Annotated in this window: 16 protein-coding genes and 1 tRNA gene (1 of these 17 cut by a window edge); 9 read left to right on the forward strand and 8 right to left on the reverse strand. The window is 37.4% G+C overall.

Annotated features, from left to right (window positions below; translation table 11 throughout):
• The 3 genes from MSWAN_RS04050 to MSWAN_RS04060 all read left to right on the forward strand — a co-directional run.
• Positions 1–1030: the 3' portion of a S1 family peptidase gene (locus MSWAN_RS04050; protein ID WP_013825335.1), read on the forward strand. 5 nt of this gene lie to the left of the window's left edge; only the last 1030 of its 1035 coding nucleotides appear in the window; its start codon lies off the left edge, out of view; the stop codon is at positions 1028–1030.
• Between the two features lie 156 nt (positions 1031–1186).
• Positions 1187–2041, forward strand: a complete 855-nt coding sequence (locus MSWAN_RS04055) for a pirin family protein (protein WP_013825336.1) — start codon at positions 1187–1189, stop codon at positions 2039–2041.
• A gap of 195 nt (positions 2042–2236) precedes the next feature.
• Positions 2237–2755, forward strand: a complete 519-nt coding sequence (locus MSWAN_RS04060) for a DUF308 domain-containing protein (RefSeq protein WP_013825337.1) — start codon at positions 2237–2239, stop codon at positions 2753–2755.
• A 349-nt stretch (positions 2756–3104) separates the two neighbouring features.
• Here MSWAN_RS04060 and MSWAN_RS04065 read toward each other — a convergent pair whose 3' ends face one another.
• Entirely contained in the window at positions 3105–3785 is a 681-nt protein-coding gene (locus MSWAN_RS04065; protein WP_013825339.1) for a hypothetical protein, read from the reverse strand.
• 260 nt (positions 3786–4045) lie between these two features.
• Between MSWAN_RS04065 and MSWAN_RS04070 the strand changes: the two genes are divergently transcribed.
• Complete coding sequence (locus tag MSWAN_RS04070) at positions 4046–5131, forward strand: hypothetical protein (RefSeq protein ID WP_052296840.1); 1086 nt, start codon at positions 4046–4048, stop codon at positions 5129–5131.
• Positions 5132–5282: 151 nt separating this feature from the next.
• On the opposite strand, the gene MSWAN_RS04075 is transcribed toward MSWAN_RS04070, so the two are convergent.
• From MSWAN_RS04075 to MSWAN_RS04090, 3 genes are all read right to left on the reverse strand, one after another.
• A complete protein-coding gene (locus MSWAN_RS04075) occupies positions 5283–5750 on the reverse strand; it encodes a DUF2124 family protein (RefSeq protein WP_013825341.1) in 468 nt (155 codons plus the stop codon).
• Between the two features lie 428 nt (positions 5751–6178).
• A complete protein-coding gene (locus tag MSWAN_RS04085) occupies positions 6179–7366 on the reverse strand; it encodes a PD-(D/E)XK nuclease family protein (protein WP_013825343.1) in 1188 nt (395 codons plus the stop codon).
• Positions 7367–7561: 195 nt separating this feature from the next.
• Positions 7562–9919, reverse strand: coding sequence for an ATP-dependent helicase (locus tag MSWAN_RS04090; protein ID WP_013825344.1), 2358 nt, complete (start codon positions 9917–9919; stop codon positions 7562–7564).
• Between the two features lie 254 nt (positions 9920–10173).
• Between MSWAN_RS04090 and mntA the strand changes: the two genes are divergently transcribed.
• A complete protein-coding gene (mntA, locus tag MSWAN_RS04095) occupies positions 10174–10605 on the forward strand; it encodes a type VII toxin-antitoxin system MntA family adenylyltransferase antitoxin (protein WP_144011544.1) in 432 nt (143 codons plus the stop codon).
• Positions 10595–11017, forward strand: coding sequence for a type VII toxin-antitoxin system HepT family RNase toxin (gene hepT, locus MSWAN_RS04100; protein WP_013825346.1), 423 nt, complete (start codon positions 10595–10597; stop codon positions 11015–11017). The genes mntA and hepT overlap by 11 nt, the downstream gene beginning before the upstream one ends.
• Before the next feature lie 131 nt (positions 11018–11148).
• On the opposite strand, the gene MSWAN_RS04105 is transcribed toward hepT, so the two are convergent.
• Positions 11149–11231: transfer RNA gene (locus MSWAN_RS04105), tRNA-Leu, on the reverse strand.
• A 151-nt stretch (positions 11232–11382) separates the two neighbouring features.
• Positions 11383–12180, reverse strand: coding sequence for a potassium channel family protein (locus MSWAN_RS04110; protein WP_013825347.1), 798 nt, complete (start codon positions 12178–12180; stop codon positions 11383–11385).
• Between the two features lie 364 nt (positions 12181–12544).
• Between MSWAN_RS04110 and MSWAN_RS04115 the strand changes: the two genes are divergently transcribed.
• The 3 genes from MSWAN_RS04115 (at position 12545) to MSWAN_RS04120 (ending at position 14123) form a co-directional block, all read left to right on the forward strand.
• On the forward strand, positions 12545–12946 hold the full coding sequence (locus MSWAN_RS04115) for a fasciclin domain-containing protein (protein WP_013825348.1): 402 nt from the start codon (positions 12545–12547) through the stop codon (positions 12944–12946).
• Positions 12947–13234: 288 nt separating this feature from the next.
• On the forward strand, positions 13235–13387 hold the full coding sequence (locus tag MSWAN_RS12930) for a hypothetical protein (protein ID WP_013825349.1): 153 nt from the start codon (positions 13235–13237) through the stop codon (positions 13385–13387).
• Between the two features lie 334 nt (positions 13388–13721).
• Entirely contained in the window at positions 13722–14123 is a 402-nt protein-coding gene (locus MSWAN_RS04120) for a fasciclin domain-containing protein (protein WP_013825350.1), read from the forward strand.
• Between the two features lie 246 nt (positions 14124–14369).
• Here MSWAN_RS04120 and MSWAN_RS04125 read toward each other — a convergent pair whose 3' ends face one another.
• Positions 14370–17045, reverse strand: coding sequence for an AAA family ATPase (locus MSWAN_RS04125; RefSeq protein ID WP_013825351.1), 2676 nt, complete (start codon positions 17043–17045; stop codon positions 14370–14372).
• Complete coding sequence (locus MSWAN_RS04130) at positions 17042–18292, reverse strand: metallophosphoesterase (protein WP_013825352.1); 1251 nt, start codon at positions 18290–18292, stop codon at positions 17042–17044. Before MSWAN_RS04130 ends, MSWAN_RS04125 begins: the two co-directional genes overlap by 4 nt.
• Between the last annotated feature and the right edge of the window lie 169 nt (positions 18293–18461).

Raw genomic sequence — 18461 nt, forward strand, 5'->3', positions numbered from 1 at the left:
CGCGGGTAAAAAAATATTAATAATGGTTGTGGCAGTAGCATTAGCAATTTCAGGGGTTTACTTAATTGAAAGCAATTACTATTTTTCCCCTCAAAACACCACTTATTCTCCCCAATTAGCAGCTTCAACAGTATATATTGAAAATGGAGTTTCAGGTGTGGTTACGTTAACAGATCCGTTTTTGAACAAAACAATAAATATTAATGTTGTCTCTGATCCAATGGACTCTGGTTCAGGAGTTACCGTGACTAAGGATGGATATATAGTAACAGCATTTCATGTTGTTTCTGATCCTGATACCCTCGACAATCAAGATACACTTAAAAAAATGAATAGCAGTGATATAAACCATTATGTGGAAGAGGCTGCAGTAAGAGAGTACATATCAAATGTTAACCCTCAACTGGGTACCAAACTGCTAAATGGTGATAGTAGTAGTAACTCATATAGTTATGAAACAAATCAACAGGATATAAGTGCAATAACAGAAACATTGAGTCAAAAAAATTTATTAACTGTAAAATCATCTCAACAAGTTATAAAAGTCAAATTTCCTGCATCTGTTAACGGTGGAAACTCACTCAACGCCAGCTTGATTGATGTTGGAAATCCTGGAACCGATGAAGACGTTGCCATACTGAAAGTTAACCCTGTTAACAATAATCTGCCAGTACTTTCTGTTAGCTCACAAAAACCAACAATTGGTGAAAGTGTCAGCATATATGGTTATCCTGGTAATGATAGTGGGAACTATCAAAAAACCCAATCATCTGTAACGCCAAAATCAACATCAGGCTCCTTGATATCAGAAATATCCAGCTATGGAACTGTTTACTATAAAACAAGTGCACCCACAGCTTCAGGTTATAGTGGAGGCCCGGTTTTTAACTCTCAAAATAATGTGATGGGAATCTTAATTTATGGTTCTATAGTTAAACAACAATCAAAAACAGAATCAGGTATATTCCTATCTTCAGATTACATAATACAGATATGCAAAGCTAACAACGTTTCTATTACAGTTGTTTAACATAAAAAGTTCGTTTTATACTTTTGTAATTGTGCCATTTTCTCAAGTTGATCTTGGAATTAATATTATCAATCATGAATCTAATTTTTTTTATGAATCTGATCAAGATATTTTCTATTGAATCAGATCAAGATGAATTAAAGGAGAATGAACCAAATGAACATACCTCAAAAAGTGATAGACATTATTGAGCCAGTTTATGTGATGGAAGGTGCTGGTGTACTCTTGCGCAGGAGTATAGCGACCCAAAGGCTGGATCACCTTGACCCATTCCTACTTTTTGATCACTTTGGATCGGATAACCCTGAAGATTATCTTCCAGGCTTTCCCATGCACCCCCACAGAGGGATCGAGACTGTGACGTATATGTTAAACGGTCAGGTTGTTCACAAAGACAGTCTGGGCAACTCGGGAACTATTGACGGTGGTGATGTCCAGTGGATGACTGCAGGTAGCGGAATTATTCATGAAGAAATGCCAAAACCCCCTGAAAATGGGAGAATGGAAGGATTTCAGCTCTGGGTAAACCTTCCAGCCAAGTTGAAAATGACAACACCACGTTACCAGGAGATTAAATCATCAAAGGTCCCTGAAATTCAACGTGAGGATGGAGTTGTTGTTAGGGTCATCGCAGGTGAGGTAGATGGTGTGAAAGGTGCTATCACTGAAATATACGCTGATCCAGAGTATTTGGACGTATTCCTTCCTGCAGGATGTTCCTTTGAACAGCCCGTTTCCGAGGGTTATTCTGCTTTTGCTTACGTATTTTCTGGAGAAGGGCTTTTTGGTGACCTTGAGTCTGGGACAGCCGTTCAGTCAACTCAGCTTTTAGTGTTTGGTGAGGGAGATTTAGTCAAAGTCTACGCTGACCAAGTTCCAGTCAGGTTCCTCTTAATTTCCGGAAAACCTCTAAACGAGCCAATTGCACGTTATGGTCCCTTTGTGATGAACACCGATGAAGAGATCGAACAGGCCCTTGAAGACCTCAACAATGGCACTTTTGTCAAATAAGCCTTTATTTATCAATTAATTTTTAACATGATTTCATTTGGTAGGAACAGTTTAGCTGATAATAATGCCCACTTTGTTATTGAACTTATTTTTAACGCCCAATTTAAAAACCATAATTATTTATAATTTTTAAGAGATATTTAATAAAAGATTCTTTGGATGTAATAAAAATTGGATTAAGTGGGGGGTTTTAAAATGGCAGAAGGAAGAAATGTTTTTATAGGCATTCTGGCGATAATACTGGGATTAATAGTTATACTGTTCCCAATAGTTAGTGTTGCCACATTCAGTATTCTTGTAGGTGTTGGAATTATTTTCCTGGGTATCTGGTTACTGCTTCAAGGCTTCAATATCTGGGGCAAGAACATGGTAGCCGGAATAGCCGACGTAATATTGGCTATTTTTGCAATAGGGTACGGATTGATATTTGTTGGGAATATTAAAGGACTGGAATTTTTGACATTTTTAGCACTTTACGTTGTGGGAGTTTTCATAATAATAACAGGTTTAACAGCCCTATTTTCTGATAAAGGTGTCAAAGGAAGATCTATTGGTGCTGTAGGGGTTGTGCTGGGTATTTTATTCATGATAATTGGTACATACCTCAGGAATATATTCGTTTTAGCCGGAATAATAGGTGCTTTCCTGATAATTGCAGGAATAATGGAGATTTTTGAGTTAGGAGGAGAAATAGTTCCTGAGACATTGAAGTAGTTATTCATCAATTCTTGGTGTTCCCGTTAATTATTTTCATCTTTTTTTATTTTTGTAAAATCTTGGATATTTCTTAGTTTAAACCAAGTAAAGTTAAAAAACATCAAATTAATAAATAGGAGTTGAATAACATGACAAAAGTGAAAGGAACCAATAAAAGAACAAGACCAAAACCAAAATACAAAAAACCTGGAAGTAAAAGGGGAAGGGGAGTTAAGAAGAGATAACTCATATACTGGACGGCATAGTTTACTTCTCAGTAGTGCTTATATTAGCCAAGTTTCTATTCGAACAGATCTTATTAAAGGATCGTGCAGAATCTTCAAGCATTTGGCCACCAATACAAACTTTAAACAGTGGGGAACAGTCTTATTATTTCATCTATTGCTTTTTCACGTGTATCCATAAAATATTTAACTTGTTTTTTTGCAGTTTCAATTCCACCAGTTAGCTCATCTTTTAGAGGATTTATACCTACTAAATTGCTATAAATTTTTGTTATTGGTTTTTTATCTTTGAAAGGTTGGTAATAATCCTCGACTTTTTGGGCAATGCTTTCTTCGACAGGTATGATCAACCTCAAATTTTCATCGTGCCTGAATGGAACTCTCATTCCAGGCAAATATTGTTCTGGGATCCCTGCATCGAGCAATGCTTCATTTCTGAATCCCATCTGAAGCAAATGGACATCGGTTTTTATCTCAGAATATAACTGAGTTATTCGTTTTTTTTCTTTATCGGGGATATGTGCATCACTTTTTCCATACCAATTACTCAAGAAATCATCTGCCAAACGTTTGTGTCCTCCTTTGAGAATATCATAAGTTATACCCGCATCAATGATATCGAGTTTCTTTGTAACTGGTGTTGAATCCCGCAGGATAGCATCTACTTGGGTTCCAGCACTATCAAAAACAACAGGTAATGGTAAATTGTTGGAATCTGAAAAAAAATAATTAAATATTGCTTGAAATGTTGGACCGCGCTGAATGTTTCCCCAATCAACAGCTCTTACTATCCACGTCTTCATATTTCAACTATTTATGTGTAATGAGTTTATATGTTATTGTGTTTGCATCAATCTTCTGATTCATATCTTACATAATGACGTGAAATGGAATTCTCCCATAGATGTCATGTAATCCAAATTAAAATACATATAATCAATAATCCAAATTGGAACACATATTCCAGAGTAAAATATTGAAAATAGATGTTCATTATCTTTCTTTTATGATAATACTAAATATGTTCATGTCTAAATTTAAATTGAACATAGGAAGTTACAACATGAACGGAAAAATTTTTCTACTGGAAAATGGGAACGAACTGATTAAAATGGAAGAGCGAGAATACGCCTCAGAACTTATACTGCAGGATCTAATTGCAGATTATCCTGATCTACTTGCAGGGGATCAGATGGATGAAGAAAATCCTAGAAAATGGCTTTTAGTTAAAAAAGAACAGGAACTATACTTGGAGGAGGAAGGATCCAACGTTGTTTACTTGGATCACCTCTTCGTAGATCAAGACGGTGTTCCAACCCTCGTGGAGGTTAAAAGAAGTAGCGACACCCGTATAAGGAGGGAAGTAGTTGGGCAGATGCTTGATTATGCATCCAACGCAGTTGTATACCTCCAAGTTGAAGAGATGATGAGCAGTGTTGAATCCAACTTTTCGGGTCATGAGATGGGAGATATTTTATCTTATAAACTTGGGTTTGATGGGGATCCCGATGAATTTTGGCTTAAGGTTAAAACGAATCTTCAAGCTGGTAAAGTCAGGATGATCTTTTTGGCGGACAGTATACCTCCAGAGCTTAAAAGAATAGTTGAGTTTCTCAATGAACAGATGGACCCTGCAGAAGCATTTGCAGTGGAAGTTAAACAGTACGTGGGTGAGGGACTTAAAACACTGGTGCCAAGACTCACAGGACAGACTGCTGAGGCACAAAAAAAGAGAAACATTTCAAAAAAGCTTGATGAGAGAATATTTTTTGAAAACCTTGATGATGCTGGAAAAGATTTCTTCAAAGGATTATTTGAATTTTCCAGAAAAAATGATCTTAAAGTTATTTGGGGCACAAAAAGCTTCTCTTTGAATGTTGATCTGAATGGAAACAATGTGACTGTTCTCAGAGGGTACTGCAATTTGAGTGCATTTAAACAGGTTTTATTCGTAATATTTGGCAGTATATCCAGTAAAGTTCCAGATGGAAAATCAATTGTAGATGAGTATGCTAAAGGAATGGATGGTGTTGCTGTAAAAGTTTCAGATGGTTATAGATTGGATATAAATGATAATCTAAATAAAAACCAGCTTGAAAAGTTCTATGAAGTTTTAACTCATGTTATTGGGATGATAAGAGTTTCGTAAATGAAGTTGAGTTTAAATTCACTTATTTTTTTTATTTATCTTAATTTTTTAATTCAAATTCTACACAGTTTCTTTAAACGGCTTTAATGTTAGATTTGCACTGGTATATAAAAAAAATCTTAAAGATCTAAAAAAAGAATTGGAATGAAACTTATTCAACATTGGTTTCCATATTGGTATCGATTATGGTGTCAAAGGGTATTTTTTTATCCCATCCACTCTTTTTGAAGATGCCCATGAAACAGACACCAATGATTCTGGGGGTTTCCTCTGAAATCTTATGGATCATGTCCACAACATCTTCAGGAGGACATCCAAACTTGGGCATGGCAAGACCACCAAGTACCACAACAACTGCAGGATCTTCAGGGTCAGCCATTTCATCAACCACACTGATTCCGATATTTTCCTGTTTTTTTATCTTCCTTGCTTCAGTTGTATCTGCATTCGGAACATAAACCATATCAAAACCTTTATCCCTGATACTGTAAGAAAGCAGTTCAATAAAAGGCGTGCATACATCTGCTGAACCTGTAAACACTACTTTGGAACCTTCAGGTATATCTACAACACTCTTCCTGAATGCTCCTGTAAAACCAACTATCCCTTTATTATCCACACAATACCCCTCCATGACATTTTCTATTCTTTTTGGGCTTAAAATTTTCTATAATAATCTGTGTTATTAAGTTTCTATCCCTGGCAAGTTTATTGTGTTAATTTCACCCATAGTTTCCAGTAACACAATTTAAAAGCAGAAAGTAATCTTAATTATTTTTCTGTGCCAAGATTAGAACCACTAAAGTTATTAGTAGTAAGATCCAGAAAAGAGGGTTACATAAGACGTAAACCACGATCCATGTAATAACTGCTAAAATAACCATGATCAAATCGAAGATCAATACCCCAATTACCATTAAAACTACAACACCTAACACTACAATAAGAAACAAGCCTAAAGCTCCGCCAAATATTTCAGTAATTGCCCTTAAACACATAACATTCCTTTTCCTTTTGTGAGTTATAATCAAACTATCTTTACAATTTTCAAGGCACCGTAGGATAAATCTTACCGGTTTTACTCTCCTTACAAAACGTTCTGAAGTCGCAGGCATCACAGGTTCTTTTTTCAGGATTTATCTTCCATGAAGACTGGATTCCACAACCCTTAACCTCCTTGATTATGCTGCCTTCAATATCATCCACAACTGTATCAAATTCACTCAGGGATTTTTTCTGGTTATCGTAATCAACAGGAATTATCCTTATTGAGCGCAGTTTTTTAAGGGAATTTGAAAGTGCAGGAGGTTCAGATTGATCGTTCCATCTCAATATATTCTCCAGATCATCAGCGTAGGGTTTAATATCTGTTTTACCCTCCTCAACATCTCTTTTAAGTTCCTGGATATCGTCCTTGAAAAGTGAGAGTTCGTTGAGGTAGAAAAGGATTCCCACCAGAACTTCGCTGGATTCTGGCTGCATGGACCTTAACCAGGAGTAGGTTAAAACCTGCCATTGGTGGTGTTGCCATGAGGGAGAATTTATTGGAGGTCTCTGCATACCTTTGTAATCCACTATTATCTCATATTCAGGTTTTTCAAGATTTTCAAGTTTGTACTGGAAAACAGGGTTCTGGTGCAGGTATTTAATTATCAAATTTTTATCTGAGGCTTCATCAAGTTTAACAGAGCTTAAAACATCGATTATTCCGGTGATTCCATAGTAGTTTGACCGGCTTGTACCCTTCTGGTAGTGCGGCATGTCCCTTATGCCCTTAAGCTTTACCTCAGAATCGTCTATTAATGGAAATAGGTGTGGTCCCCAGGTGTTTATAGCTGCTTCTGCCCTTATGCTTGCAACCAGTTTATGAGGATGGTTGTGGTCAGGGCAGAGGCCCTGATTTTCATCCTCAGCTTTGAAAGGACAGAAAAGATTGGCAGGAGGTTGCAATCCTCTTGAACGCATTCTTTTATCTATTTCAAGTTCAATATCTCTTATCTGGGTTTCCCAATCCCATGGGAAATCCTTCCAATCATGTTCATCCCAGCGCAGGTACGCCTCCTCCATAACTCCGTGAATAAAGTCACCGAACCATAACTGTATTGGCATGGCTGGAGGTAGAGTTCCTTTGTTCTGGTAGCGGTACTGCAGGCCGCAGGTAAGGTAAGAAAGAAGGTCTCCTGTGAGACTGTACTCAGGGATGATGTAGGGTTTAGATCTAACTGAAAGTGCCATTTATTGTCACCTTTTTACGAAAAATTTTAATTTCTTTTATACTGCTATATGAAAATATTAAATTCTCGATTTGTTTCAAGTTTTAAACTTCAATTGTACTTTTTTCAGGTTCAAATTTATATTACTACTACTCTCCTTTTAATCCTTTTCAAGTTTTAATCCTATTTAATGAACATTTTTAAGATTTAAGGCCTGTTATATTTGCTTCAAGTTTTCAAGACCGGGCCAGTGCCATGAACCATCCCGGGACCATCCTGTGGCCACGTTTGGAATTTCGTGGTGATCATGTTTGGTTTCATAACCTCCTTTAACAGGGTTGATTCCCACAAGCAGAAGCACATCCTGGGGTCTGCTGAAGGCCACGAAGTACTGTCTTATGAGGTCGTCGAAAGCCCGATCCTGGCCTGAGCGGTTGGGACTCTCCAGTGGGGAGCATGCCCTCAGCTCATCTTCAAGGTTGCAGGATTTCCCACCTTCTTCTGGGAAGCGTTTAAATGCATTTTTATGATGGTTTGTCCTGAAATCTGAACCCACATCCACTATCACCACTGGAAATTCCAGTCCCTTGGACTGGTGTATTGACATGATGTTGATCCTGTTGTCTGGAAGTGTTTCTAAAAGGTTTTCATCAACGTCTATCGCCCCTGTGGCTAGGGGTGTGAAAACATTCCAGAAAAGCTCCTTAATTGAAGATAATTCCAGTTCTACATCCTCATCGAAGATCATGTCCCCTCCAAAACTGCTGAAAAGGGCGGTCTGTGCAATGGTCCGGGTTATGGCCTCAAGGTACACCAGTCCCTCAACATCGTCCTGCATGGATGGTATCCATGTCACAAGTTTGTAGGCTAAATCCAAAAGTGGTACATCTCTTTTCCACTTTTTACGGCCAAGTGGAGTACGGGACTGCCATGCTGCAACAAACTCTCCAAGAGAGATAGGTGATCGAGGTTCGGGCTCTGTTTCCACGTACATCTGGGCAGTTTCCCTCCATGAATTTAATCGGTGGACTGCAGTTTTTGGGAGCTTTTCTATGGAATCCTGAACCTGGCATTGTGGGTCTATACATTCAAGTAAAAGGCCGCAGAATACTCCGGCATCATCTGTTCTCTCCAGATTCTGTCCGCGGGGGTTGAACACATCAATTGGGGGGTTGAGATTTCCAAGGTCTTCTCTCAGATAAAATGGCAGTCTTTTCTTTTTAAAAGCTGTGATCTCCAGAGGTGAGCTTAAAAGTATGGACACATCAGTTGGGGAACCATCCTCTGGATCTGCCCTCACCTCAAACTCTTTGTTTTTGAAAGTGAAGTGGAATCCATCGTAGATCACCTGGTGGATGAATCTGGAAAGGTCCTCTGCCAGGGTTTCAACATCATCCCTGAACATGCCGAGCACTGGAAAATCAGTAAATTCTGGCATTCTTGCAGGTTCTATTGGAGGTTTGCCCTCAACCCTTGCCTCCTGGAATTCATTGTCCAGAAGGGCGAACCTGTTGCAGAAATTGACTATTGATTCTGTGGAACGGTAGTTTCTGGAAAGGTTGATGAGTTCAGGTTCTATCTGGAGGTGCTGAACTGTTCTATCCTTGAAGTTGGTGAAAAGATCCACGGTTGCTCCCCTGAACCTGTAAAGTGACTGGTCATCGTCCCCAACCACGGTGAAACTGCCACCGTTATTTATTGCAGAGCGTGCAAGTTCGAAGTATATCTGCTCCTGCAGCAGATTGGTGTCCTGGTACTCGTCCACAAGAACCAGTTTAAGTTCCTGAAGAAAACTTTCCAGTTTCTTATCCCTTAACTTATCCAGAAAATCCGCCTCTAAAATTGCAAAGTCAAAAAGAAGTCTTTCTTGCAGTTCATGCACGTAATCGTTAATTGCATCACAGGCAATTTGAGCCCCAGGATGTTTGTTTTCTTTTTGAAACTCTTCCCAACGGACCTGATCGTAGTAAACACGGTCTTTGATTTCCAGGAGATTTTTGCTCATCTCGTTGGTGTTAAAACCGAATTTTGTCCCTCGAAGACCTATCAAGAAATCCTTCAAATCTTCGTTGTGGTGCCTTTCCTCCTTAAAAAGCCCCACCCTCATCATCAGGGCGTTTGCAACAAAATCCTCAATAACAACAGGCGGAGGAGAACCAGGGTCCCTGTGATTTCTTAAAATATCCTCGGAGATGCTGTCAAGGGTCCCGGTTATTATCTGGTTAAAATCAAGTCTTTGAAGGCGGGTTTTAAATGATTTATATTCTGGATCCTCAAGGAGCCTCTGTCTTATCTGGTCGCCCCAGCTTAAAATCCTTGATCGAAGTTCTGCAGCTGCCTTTCTTGTGAAAGTTGTTGCAAGGATGCTTCCGGGATTGACGTCGTCCACGTAGATGAATTTAAGGATCTTCAACACCATAACCGTGGTTTTCCCGGAACCTGGACCTGCAACTATGAACTGAGATTCATTTTTATTGGCTGAGATTGCCCTGTTTTGATCAGGGTTTTTGTCCTCCCTGATATCACGGTTGAGGTTTTCTATGACTATTTTTTGGAATTTTGACCAGGTTAACATTGTAATCATATTTTTTTAAATGTTTTGAAACTACAAGATAAGAAGGTTCAACCTCTCCATGAACTGGACAAACCCATGTAGTTGCAGTTTTAATATTAACTGGTTTATTATTCCAATTTAAATAGGTAATGATTTTTGGATGGTTTTTAACTGGAAAAGGAGGATTTAAAAATAAGGTGTTGGTTTAAATAAGAAATTTTATTAATCCAAGGATGCTAAATATAAGTAAAGTAAAATTGGAAATGGTGTTGGATATGCAGAGCATTAAACGATATGAAATTACAGATGTTCAAAGGAAGAATATACTGGATTCTATTCAATCTGTTTTAATGGGAAAAAAGGAAATTCTCTTTGCATACCTTCATGGATCCTTTCTGCAAAACCTTTTCAGGGATGTTGACCTGGCCATTTATGTTGACCAAGACATTGGAAGGAAGGAAGCATTTCACTTTGAACTGGCTTTGGAGAGGGAGCTGGATGAACATTTAAGTTTTCCAGCAGATGTTAGAATTCTGAATTATTCACCATTATCCTTCAAATTCAAGGTCTTAAAGGATGGAAAGCTTTTGATAACCCAGGATGAAGGTTTAAGAAGTGATTTTGAGTCTTTAACTATGAACGAGTATCATGATTTTAATTTTTACAGAAAACGATACATGAAAGAGGTTTTTGGCCTTGAAATTTGATGAAGATAGGGTTGCTAAGCTGTCCTCAGAGGTACTTAAATCTCTGGAAGGACTAAGGGAGATTTCAGATATTTCTAAGGAAGAATTTCTGAAAAAACATTATTTAATTGCTGGTGCCAAATATTACCTCATAGTTTCAATAGAAGCTATTATTGATTTATCTAATCATATTATCTCACAAAATAGCTTTAGAATACCTGAAAGCTACTCTGATACATTTAGAGTAATGGCTGAAGCTGAGATTATACCTTTAACCTTAACAGAAAGATTGATAGAAATGGCAAAGTTCAGAAATAGATTGGTACATATATACTGGGAAGTGGATGATGAACTGGTTTATGATATAATAAGAGAGGATATAACTGACATTGATGACTTTCTGCAAAATTTCATTGCATCTTTAAAATCTTAAAGACTTTTTAAGAGCTATTTTTTATCTTTAGAAAATATTTTTTGTGTTATCAAAAATATTCCTTGTATTTCTTTCTAAAATTTATTTAAATTGACATAGAAAAGATTCAGTATCATGAAAAAAAGTTCAAGTGCGGGGTCAGGGACTCGAACCCTGGTAGGCCTACGCCAGCAGGTCTTGAGCCTGCCCCCTTTGGCCGCTCGGGTAACCCCGCCTAGAGATAATCTATTTATATTCTGATTATTTAAAGTTATTTATTATTAATAATGGGTTTGGGGATACTTAAAGGGATTTAACTTCAAATTGTAGTTGGATTAAGGAGCAGTTAAAGGTTGAGCGCTGATATTTATGTGTTGAAGCGACCTTCATTTACCTTTAATCAGTTCTTTCAGTTCATCCATTTCTAACTGTAATTTATCCAGTTTATCATGAATAGTTTTTTCTTCTTCCTCTTCAGAGCGTTCAACTAACTTTGAAGTTATTGTGGCTGTAAGAAAGCCCATAAATCCTATTCCAGTGAACATTATTATGGCTGCTATAACTTTACCTATATCAGTTTTTGGTGATATGTCACCGTAGCCCACTGTTGTTATGGTAACTAATGTGAACCATAGAGCATCAGTTAAACTGTGAATGTTACTATTTACACCTTTCTCAACTAAAAAAAGAGCCATCGATCCTGAAAATAGTATTAATATTACTATAAAAAATCCATAATCTATCCGTGTTTTATGTAAAAATTCAAATGCATGTGCAATCTCCTTTTTGAAAAGTGAAACAATCCGTATTAATCTGAAATATCGAAACAAAAATCCTACCTGTGGTGCAAGGATCTCTGGAACCATTCCAATAATGTCAGTCCAGTTAGCTTTTAGAAATTCTTTTTTATCTTTTGATTTCAAGAGTTTGTTAATAAAATCAGGTATTATGATTAACACTACAATTAAATCAAAATAAACAATCAATGTATAAATTTCAGGACTTACAGGAATGAATGTTATGATGGTAAGTAAAATAATATCCAGGAGGATTAAAACTATTATGAACATCTCGGCAAAACGTTTCAATGTTGGTGTTATGGATGAATCAATAGATGATTCTGGCTTTTTTTCTTTCATGAATGTTATTGCTGTAGTAATAAAGAGTTTTAACTTTTTTTTCATAGAGTTGTCCTTCAAATATTTTTACTTACATGAGGCTGATCCTTATTTTGTTCCATGACGACCAATACTTAGTTAAAGTTTAATATTACTGGTTTATTATTCCCATTTAAATAGATAATGATTTTTTAATGTAATATAAACTTCAATTCCAAGATTTATATGATAAAGTGAACAAGCATTTGGATAAATTTGTTTCGATAGGAGATAAATAGATTAAGATTTGTTTAATGTAAATTCATATTTTCTAAAAATATTTCAAATATTTTAAGTATTATGTGGTACATAGTAACATGTGGAGTATAGATAATTATGAAATATATTATTTCAGGTTACTTTTTTTTGGATTAAATTGGGGGTTGAAGTTATGAAAAACATAGTAGAGACCGGTATAGAAATGGGGCAGTTTAATACATTGGTGGCTGCGGTTAAGGCCGCGGGACTTGTTGAAACATTAAGTAGTGAAGGCCCATTCACAGTGTTTGCTCCAAACGACGATGCTTTCGCTAAATTACCTGAAGGAACCGTGGAAGGACTCCTCAAAGACAAGGAAAAATTAACAGAAGTTCTTACATATCATGTGATTCCAGGCAGGTATCCGGCATCAGACGTCATTAAAATGAAATCTGCAAAAACCCTCCAGGGCAGGGAAGTAAGGATCCATACTGCAAAGGGTTTTATGGTAGGTAGGGCTAATATTATCCAACCGGACATCATGTGCACCAATGGAGTGTGCCATATGATAGATGCAGTACTACTGCCAGAGTAGTGGCATTATAATAAAAAATTAAGGACATTATAATAAAAATTAATTTTTTTTATTGGAATTTTTTATAGGTTTAGAGAAGGGCTTATATTATTTGATATTATAGATGAATAAAGAAATTTTTTTGATTTGAATATTTATTAAATAAATCTTTGAAATTGATTTTCGAAATTTTGAATTGAATGTTAAAAACAGGGCTGGTTTTAGCAATAAATCAGTTAATGAATAAAAGCTTCTGTTTTGACGAATAAAAGCTTTCGTTTCTAACAAAAATAAAAGTAGGGATAAGATATGAGTGAGTTAATCCACACAAAAGATAAAGGCGTTATGGTACCCACCAAAACTAAAGACGTCATTAAATGTAGTAAATGTAATTTTAAAGTTCATAAAAACCATATACATCAGAAATATGAACAGGGAATTCTGGAAATACCAGTAAAATGATTTTCATTTTGAGCTGGATTAAATGGTAACTTAAAAAAGTATAAATAATTAAAAGTTTCTGTGATGTTCAAGTTCCTTAACATGTAGGGTGCAGTTAACCTTGCACACTCTAGATTTAACTCCTGCAAACATAATGTATCGGGGGTTTCTTTTAAAAACCAGTTCAAAGTTTATTATTTAAATAATTTGGAATCTGTTTAAGTTTATTTTATTCTATCTGATTATTGTCAAACATTTTATGTGTCTTGGGTACATAGTAACATATGAAGACAAATATTATGAAATAAAATATTTCAGGTTACCTTTTTTTGAGATTACATGGAGGTTGAATTAAATGAAAAATATAGTTGAGACAGGCATAGAAATGGGGAAGTTTAATAAGTTAATGGCTGCAGTTGAGGCTGCGGGGCTTGTTGAAACATTAAGTAATGATGGTCCATTCACAGTCTTCGCTCCAAACGATTATGCTTTCGCTAAACTGCCTGAAGGTGCTGTTGAAGAGCTCCTCAATGACAAGGAAAAATTGACTGCAGTTCTCACATATCATGTGATTCCAGGCATTTATAAAGCAGAGGATCTCAAGAATATGAAATCTGCAAAAACCCTTCAAGGCGGAGAAGTACAAATTAATACTCGTAAGGGTTTTAGGGTAGGCAAGGCCAATGTTATCAAACTGGACATCATGTGCACCAACGGGGTATGCCATATGATAGATGCCGTGTTAATGCCTGAATAAATCAATCTATAATTTCTTATTTTTTTTATTAGATCTACTTAAACTAGGTTATTTGATAGTTAATGAATAAAAATACTTCTGGATACTTTTGTAATTGGTAATTAATGAATACGTTTTGTAATTGTTAATTAACGAAATCTGGTTTAATAGATCCATAGAAATGCTGGAAATCTCCTTAAAATAATTAAAAAAGCAATAAAAGAAATAAACGACTGATTTTATTTCCTTTGAATGTGTTTGCGTTAATCAAAGATTCTCCATGGATATGAAAGCAGCATCCTTAAGAGAGTTGTACTTATCCACGTCGCAGGTTACCACAACCACCTGAAGATCCCTTGCACTTTCAGACAGTATTTCCAGGGCATGGTGCATTCTCAAAGGGTCTGTGTTGACCAAGGGATCGTCCAGCACCACCAGCTGTTTGTCTTCTTTACTTAAAAGTCTGCCTAAAGCCAGTCTGAATATGCACCAGACCTGTTCTTGAGTACCAAAAGAAAGTGAATCCAGTAGAGCTTCATCATCACGACCTTCAGGTGTCACAGAACACGGCTTCATTTTATTGTCAAATTCTAAAGAGTACCTGGGACCCAGAAGCTTCGTGAGATCGTCGGTCACGATCCTCTTGATTGGGTCTGTAAGTGAGACGATGGTGTTTTCCTTGTAGTGTCTTGTGAGATCGTAAAGGAGTTCAACAGCATCTGCATCTCTTTTCAGGTCTTTCATTGTTTTTTCTTTGTACTTTAAAGATTCTTCAAGTGTATTCAGGTCAAGTCCCCTGATATTTTTGAGGTCGGTTTCCATCCTGACGTGGGACAATTCCATTTCTCTCAGATCCTCTGTTAATCTTTTAACCTGAGTCTCGTAGGTATCATAATCTTTGATGGGTCCCTCTTCTTTTTCCAGTACCTCATCCTGGTACATCTTCAGGACCCTTCCCTTTTTCTCTAGTTCCAGGGAAATCTGGTTCTGTTCAACTTCCATTGCCTCGACTGTAATCCCATCTTTTTGCAAATTTCTCAAACGTTCATTTGATCTTTCAATGAACTGATCGTTGCTTTTTATTCCAGTTTCATCGCGAGATATACACTTATCAATGTTTACGTGTTGATCTTGAAGTGCCTGCATGTTAGCGTCAAGTTTGCTTTCATTATTTTTAAGGTTTCTTTCATTCTCTTCGATTTCGTGTATCTTTCCTGAGAGTATTTCAACGACAGAATTTTTGTCCCTGTCCTTGCAGTTTTTGAAGGGAGAATCATCAGGTATCATAGCCCAGTTGCGTTCAATTTTACCTTCAAGTTCTGCAACTTCTCCTATGAGGGAATCCATACCAACTTCAGATTTTTTAGTTAAATCTGCGTTAATACGTTCAATTCCCTTTTCTAAACTATTTTTAGTATTTAAAAGTTCCCTGAGGGGTTCTAACTCCTTTTCACCATAAGGTGCAGTTAAACGTGTGAGTTCTGTTTCCATCTTCTCCAATTCAGACTTCAAAAGTTTAACATTTTCATTTCCACTTTTGATATCAATGGTACCCTGATCCAGCTCTATTTTAACAGACTGGTGTGCCGTCCAGTTATTGTTTTCTAATTCAGATCTTTCCCCGTCAAGGTAGATGGAACCTTTAAATTCACCAGAAGCCCGGATGTTCAATCCTATGGCATCCAGTTTGGTTCTGGTATCTCGGATACAGTTTATTAAAGTTTCAATTTCATTTAACTGGGATCTGGAAGGTGCTTTGATGGATCTGTGCGCATCTTCTTTGGATTCCAGTTCCTGGTTCAACGACCTTAAATCCTGGAGTCTGGATCTTTTATCCTCAAGCTGTATCTCCCTCATAACAGTTGTATGGGCTATGCTGGCTGCTGTTTTCTCCTGGGAAAGATCCTCCATACTGCACTTGAGATGTTTAATCTCTTCTTTAACACCTTCTATTTCACCTTCAACTTTTCTTAAATTTGATTCCTGTAGTTTCTTGTCTTCAGTTAGGGAATCATTTTCCAGGTTCACTTTGTTGATCTGGTCTGTTATCTGGGTGATCTCATCAATTTTCCCTTTGATGGAAATGTACCTTGTGTTGAGGTTTTCAACTTCTCTTTGTAGGTTTTCCCTTTCTATTTTATGATTTTGAGCTTCTTCAATGATCTTCTGAAGGTTTGAGAGGTGGTCCTTGGCTTCGTTTAAGCTGAGTTTCTTTTTACCCGTTAAAAACTCGTTGTCCTCCAGTTTGCGCATCAGGTCATCCTTTTCAATCAGTTTTTCCTTTGATTGTCTGATATTTTCGTTGATATCTTCTATTTCAGTGTTTAACTCCACCAGTTTGGAGCCTTTTTTCTGTTTTTTGGTTTTGGTGTAAAACTCTGAGAACCTGTCCTTTATGGATTGGTATATCTTTTTTTCCTCTTCTGATTCTATGGATGCACCTATCATGGACTGCAGGGATGTGAATGTTTCATCGTTGAGTTCGTCGGATATTATGGGCTCGCCCTGCACCATCCAGAGGCACTGGCCTATTCCCCAATTTTGGGACTTTGTATCGCCTGTGCGGGGCAGCTCTCCCCCAACTATTTTTGTCACGGCTTTATCTGCAAGGTCGCCTTCTGAAATCTTCTCCCAGTTGTTGTTCCACTTTTCAAGGATGCTTTTTGGTTGTATGAATGTTTTGGTTATCCTGTATCTGTCTCCATTGTTTCGGAAGGTTATTCTGGCTTGAGGTGCAAGCTGGGAACTCCAGGGTACTATTGATTTAATGTTTTTTGCTTTGCTTGAGTGTTTGGAGAAGAGTGTTGTTCTCAAAGAATCCATGAGGGTGGTTTTACCGCTTTCATTTGGGCCGTATACAACATTTAAACCGTCTTTGAACTGGATTTCCACGGGGTTTCTGAACTTTTTCCAGTTTTCAAGGCTTATACTTTCAAGTATCATTGTGAAACCGCCTTAACCATCTGGTACAACATTAGTGAAGCTCTTTTCAGGACTTCGGGGCTTGCATTTTGTATGCTATCCACGTCCTTTATATCCTTGAAGATCTCCTCAGCATCTTCAGGTGAGATGCTTGAAAGTTCCTGTGTCATGGGGTCATACTTCATAAGGGCCATCAATGCCTTGAATGTTCTTGGAACATAGGAACCTTCGGGTATCATGGCCTTAAATTCCAGCATGTTGGGTTTCAGGTAAAGTTCATCTGTTTTCAGGTTAAAAAAGAACAAATCCTTCACATTCAAATGTTCCAGGTAATCAAAGGCATCCTGTCCAACCACACCCTTGAGTTTCAGGTTTAAAATTGTGTAATCAGGATTTAATGTTGTTTTTAGGGTATTTTCCAGGTTTTCAACATCTTCCAGGCTGGTGATGTTTACGTTCATTGTTTCCCAGTTCAGTTTGCCCACTTTTACAGGTTCGATGGTTAGGTTTGTTGGTCCATTGGCTTTAACAGAGTCTATGTTGGGGGTTACTGTTTTGATTGTTTTTACAGCTTCAATATTGAGATCTTCTGATCTTTCAATGTCTACAAAGACCACGTTGCCGCTGGTGTTCTCCCCGAACTTGGTGGTTTCAGGGGTTCCAGGATAGACTGTGCATTTCTCGTACTGGAAAAATGAGTGCCATTCCCCAAGTGCCAGGTAATCCAGATTTGAAATATCTGCCCTCCTGGGGTTTATTGGGAAGTTGGATTCATCTGTAAATCCTGGTATCTGCAGGTTTCCATGGGCCAGTCCAATTGAAATATGGTTATTTTCGGGATTTATCCATTCTGTGGGGTCGCTCTGTGACTGCTTCTGGTTTACAGGGCAGGGGTACAGTGTAACATTATCCTGAATATCCAAAGGTTCGGCCTCTTTGAGTATGTGGATGTTTTCTGCAGCATCCCAGATAGGGTTGTTGTAGGGTGAGTCCCGGGTGAGGGGGTCGTGGTTTCCAGGAAGTATGTAAACTGGCAGGTAGGTCCCGGACAGGTCACTGCATACTTCATGGATTATCTTTGAGTCAACATCGTTGCTGTCGAATAGATCCCCGGCCACCAGAATAAAATCAACGTTCCTTTCTCTGGCAGTTTCCAGGAGTCTTTTTATGGTTTCCATCCGAATTTTGCGTGCTATATCAGCTTTTGGCCCGAGCTGGGCATATTTTATTCCTAAGTGCCAGTCTGCAGTGTGTAAAAACTTCACCATTTTTATAAATCCCCCTAATAAATAAAACCCTCAAGATGAAACAGGTTAGATCAATTTAATCCTTAAACTACTATTTACACGTTGTATTAATACAAGTTGTATTATTAATTTATTTAATCTTTATTATTTTGTGATGTTTGGACTGTTATCAGACCTTTTTGAAATCTGA

It is taken from the genome of Methanobacterium paludis, assembly GCF_000214725.1.
Taxonomy (GTDB): Archaea; Methanobacteriota; Methanobacteria; order Methanobacteriales; family Methanobacteriaceae; genus Methanobacterium_C; species Methanobacterium_C paludis.

Excerpts from the sequence above, each read along its gene's own strand:
- MSWAN_RS04055 (WP_013825336.1), top strand. The coding sequence starts at position 1,187 with ATGAACATACCTCAAAAAGTGATAGACATTATTGAGCCAGTTTATGTG.
- MSWAN_RS04060 (WP_013825337.1), top strand. The coding sequence starts at position 2,237 with ATGGCAGAAGGAAGAAATGTTTTTATAGGCATTCTGGCGATAATACTG.
- MSWAN_RS04065 (WP_013825339.1), bottom strand. The coding sequence starts at position 3,785 with ATGAAGACGTGGATAGTAAGAGCTGTTGATTGGGGAAACATTCAGCGC.
- MSWAN_RS04070 (WP_052296840.1), top strand. The coding sequence starts at position 4,046 with ATGAACGGAAAAATTTTTCTACTGGAAAATGGGAACGAACTGATTAAA.
- MSWAN_RS04085 (WP_013825343.1), bottom strand. The coding sequence starts at position 7,366 with ATGGCACTTTCAGTTAGATCTAAACCCTACATCATCCCTGAGTACAGT.
- MSWAN_RS04090 (WP_013825344.1), bottom strand. The coding sequence starts at position 9,919 with ATGTTAACCTGGTCAAAATTCCAAAAAATAGTCATAGAAAACCTCAAC.
- mntA (WP_144011544.1), top strand. The coding sequence starts at position 10,174 with ATGCAGAGCATTAAACGATATGAAATTACAGATGTTCAAAGGAAGAAT.
- MSWAN_RS04110 (WP_013825347.1), bottom strand. The coding sequence starts at position 12,180 with ATGAAAAAAAAGTTAAAACTCTTTATTACTACAGCAATAACATTCATG.
- MSWAN_RS04115 (WP_013825348.1), top strand. The coding sequence starts at position 12,545 with ATGAAAAACATAGTAGAGACCGGTATAGAAATGGGGCAGTTTAATACA.
- MSWAN_RS12930 (WP_013825349.1), top strand. The coding sequence starts at position 13,235 with ATGAGTGAGTTAATCCACACAAAAGATAAAGGCGTTATGGTACCCACC.
- MSWAN_RS04120 (WP_013825350.1), top strand. The coding sequence starts at position 13,722 with ATGAAAAATATAGTTGAGACAGGCATAGAAATGGGGAAGTTTAATAAG.
- MSWAN_RS04125 (WP_013825351.1), bottom strand. The coding sequence starts at position 17,045 with ATGATACTTGAAAGTATAAGCCTTGAAAACTGGAAAAAGTTCAGAAAC.
- MSWAN_RS04130 (WP_013825352.1), bottom strand. The coding sequence starts at position 18,292 with ATGGTGAAGTTTTTACACACTGCAGACTGGCACTTAGGAATAAAATAT.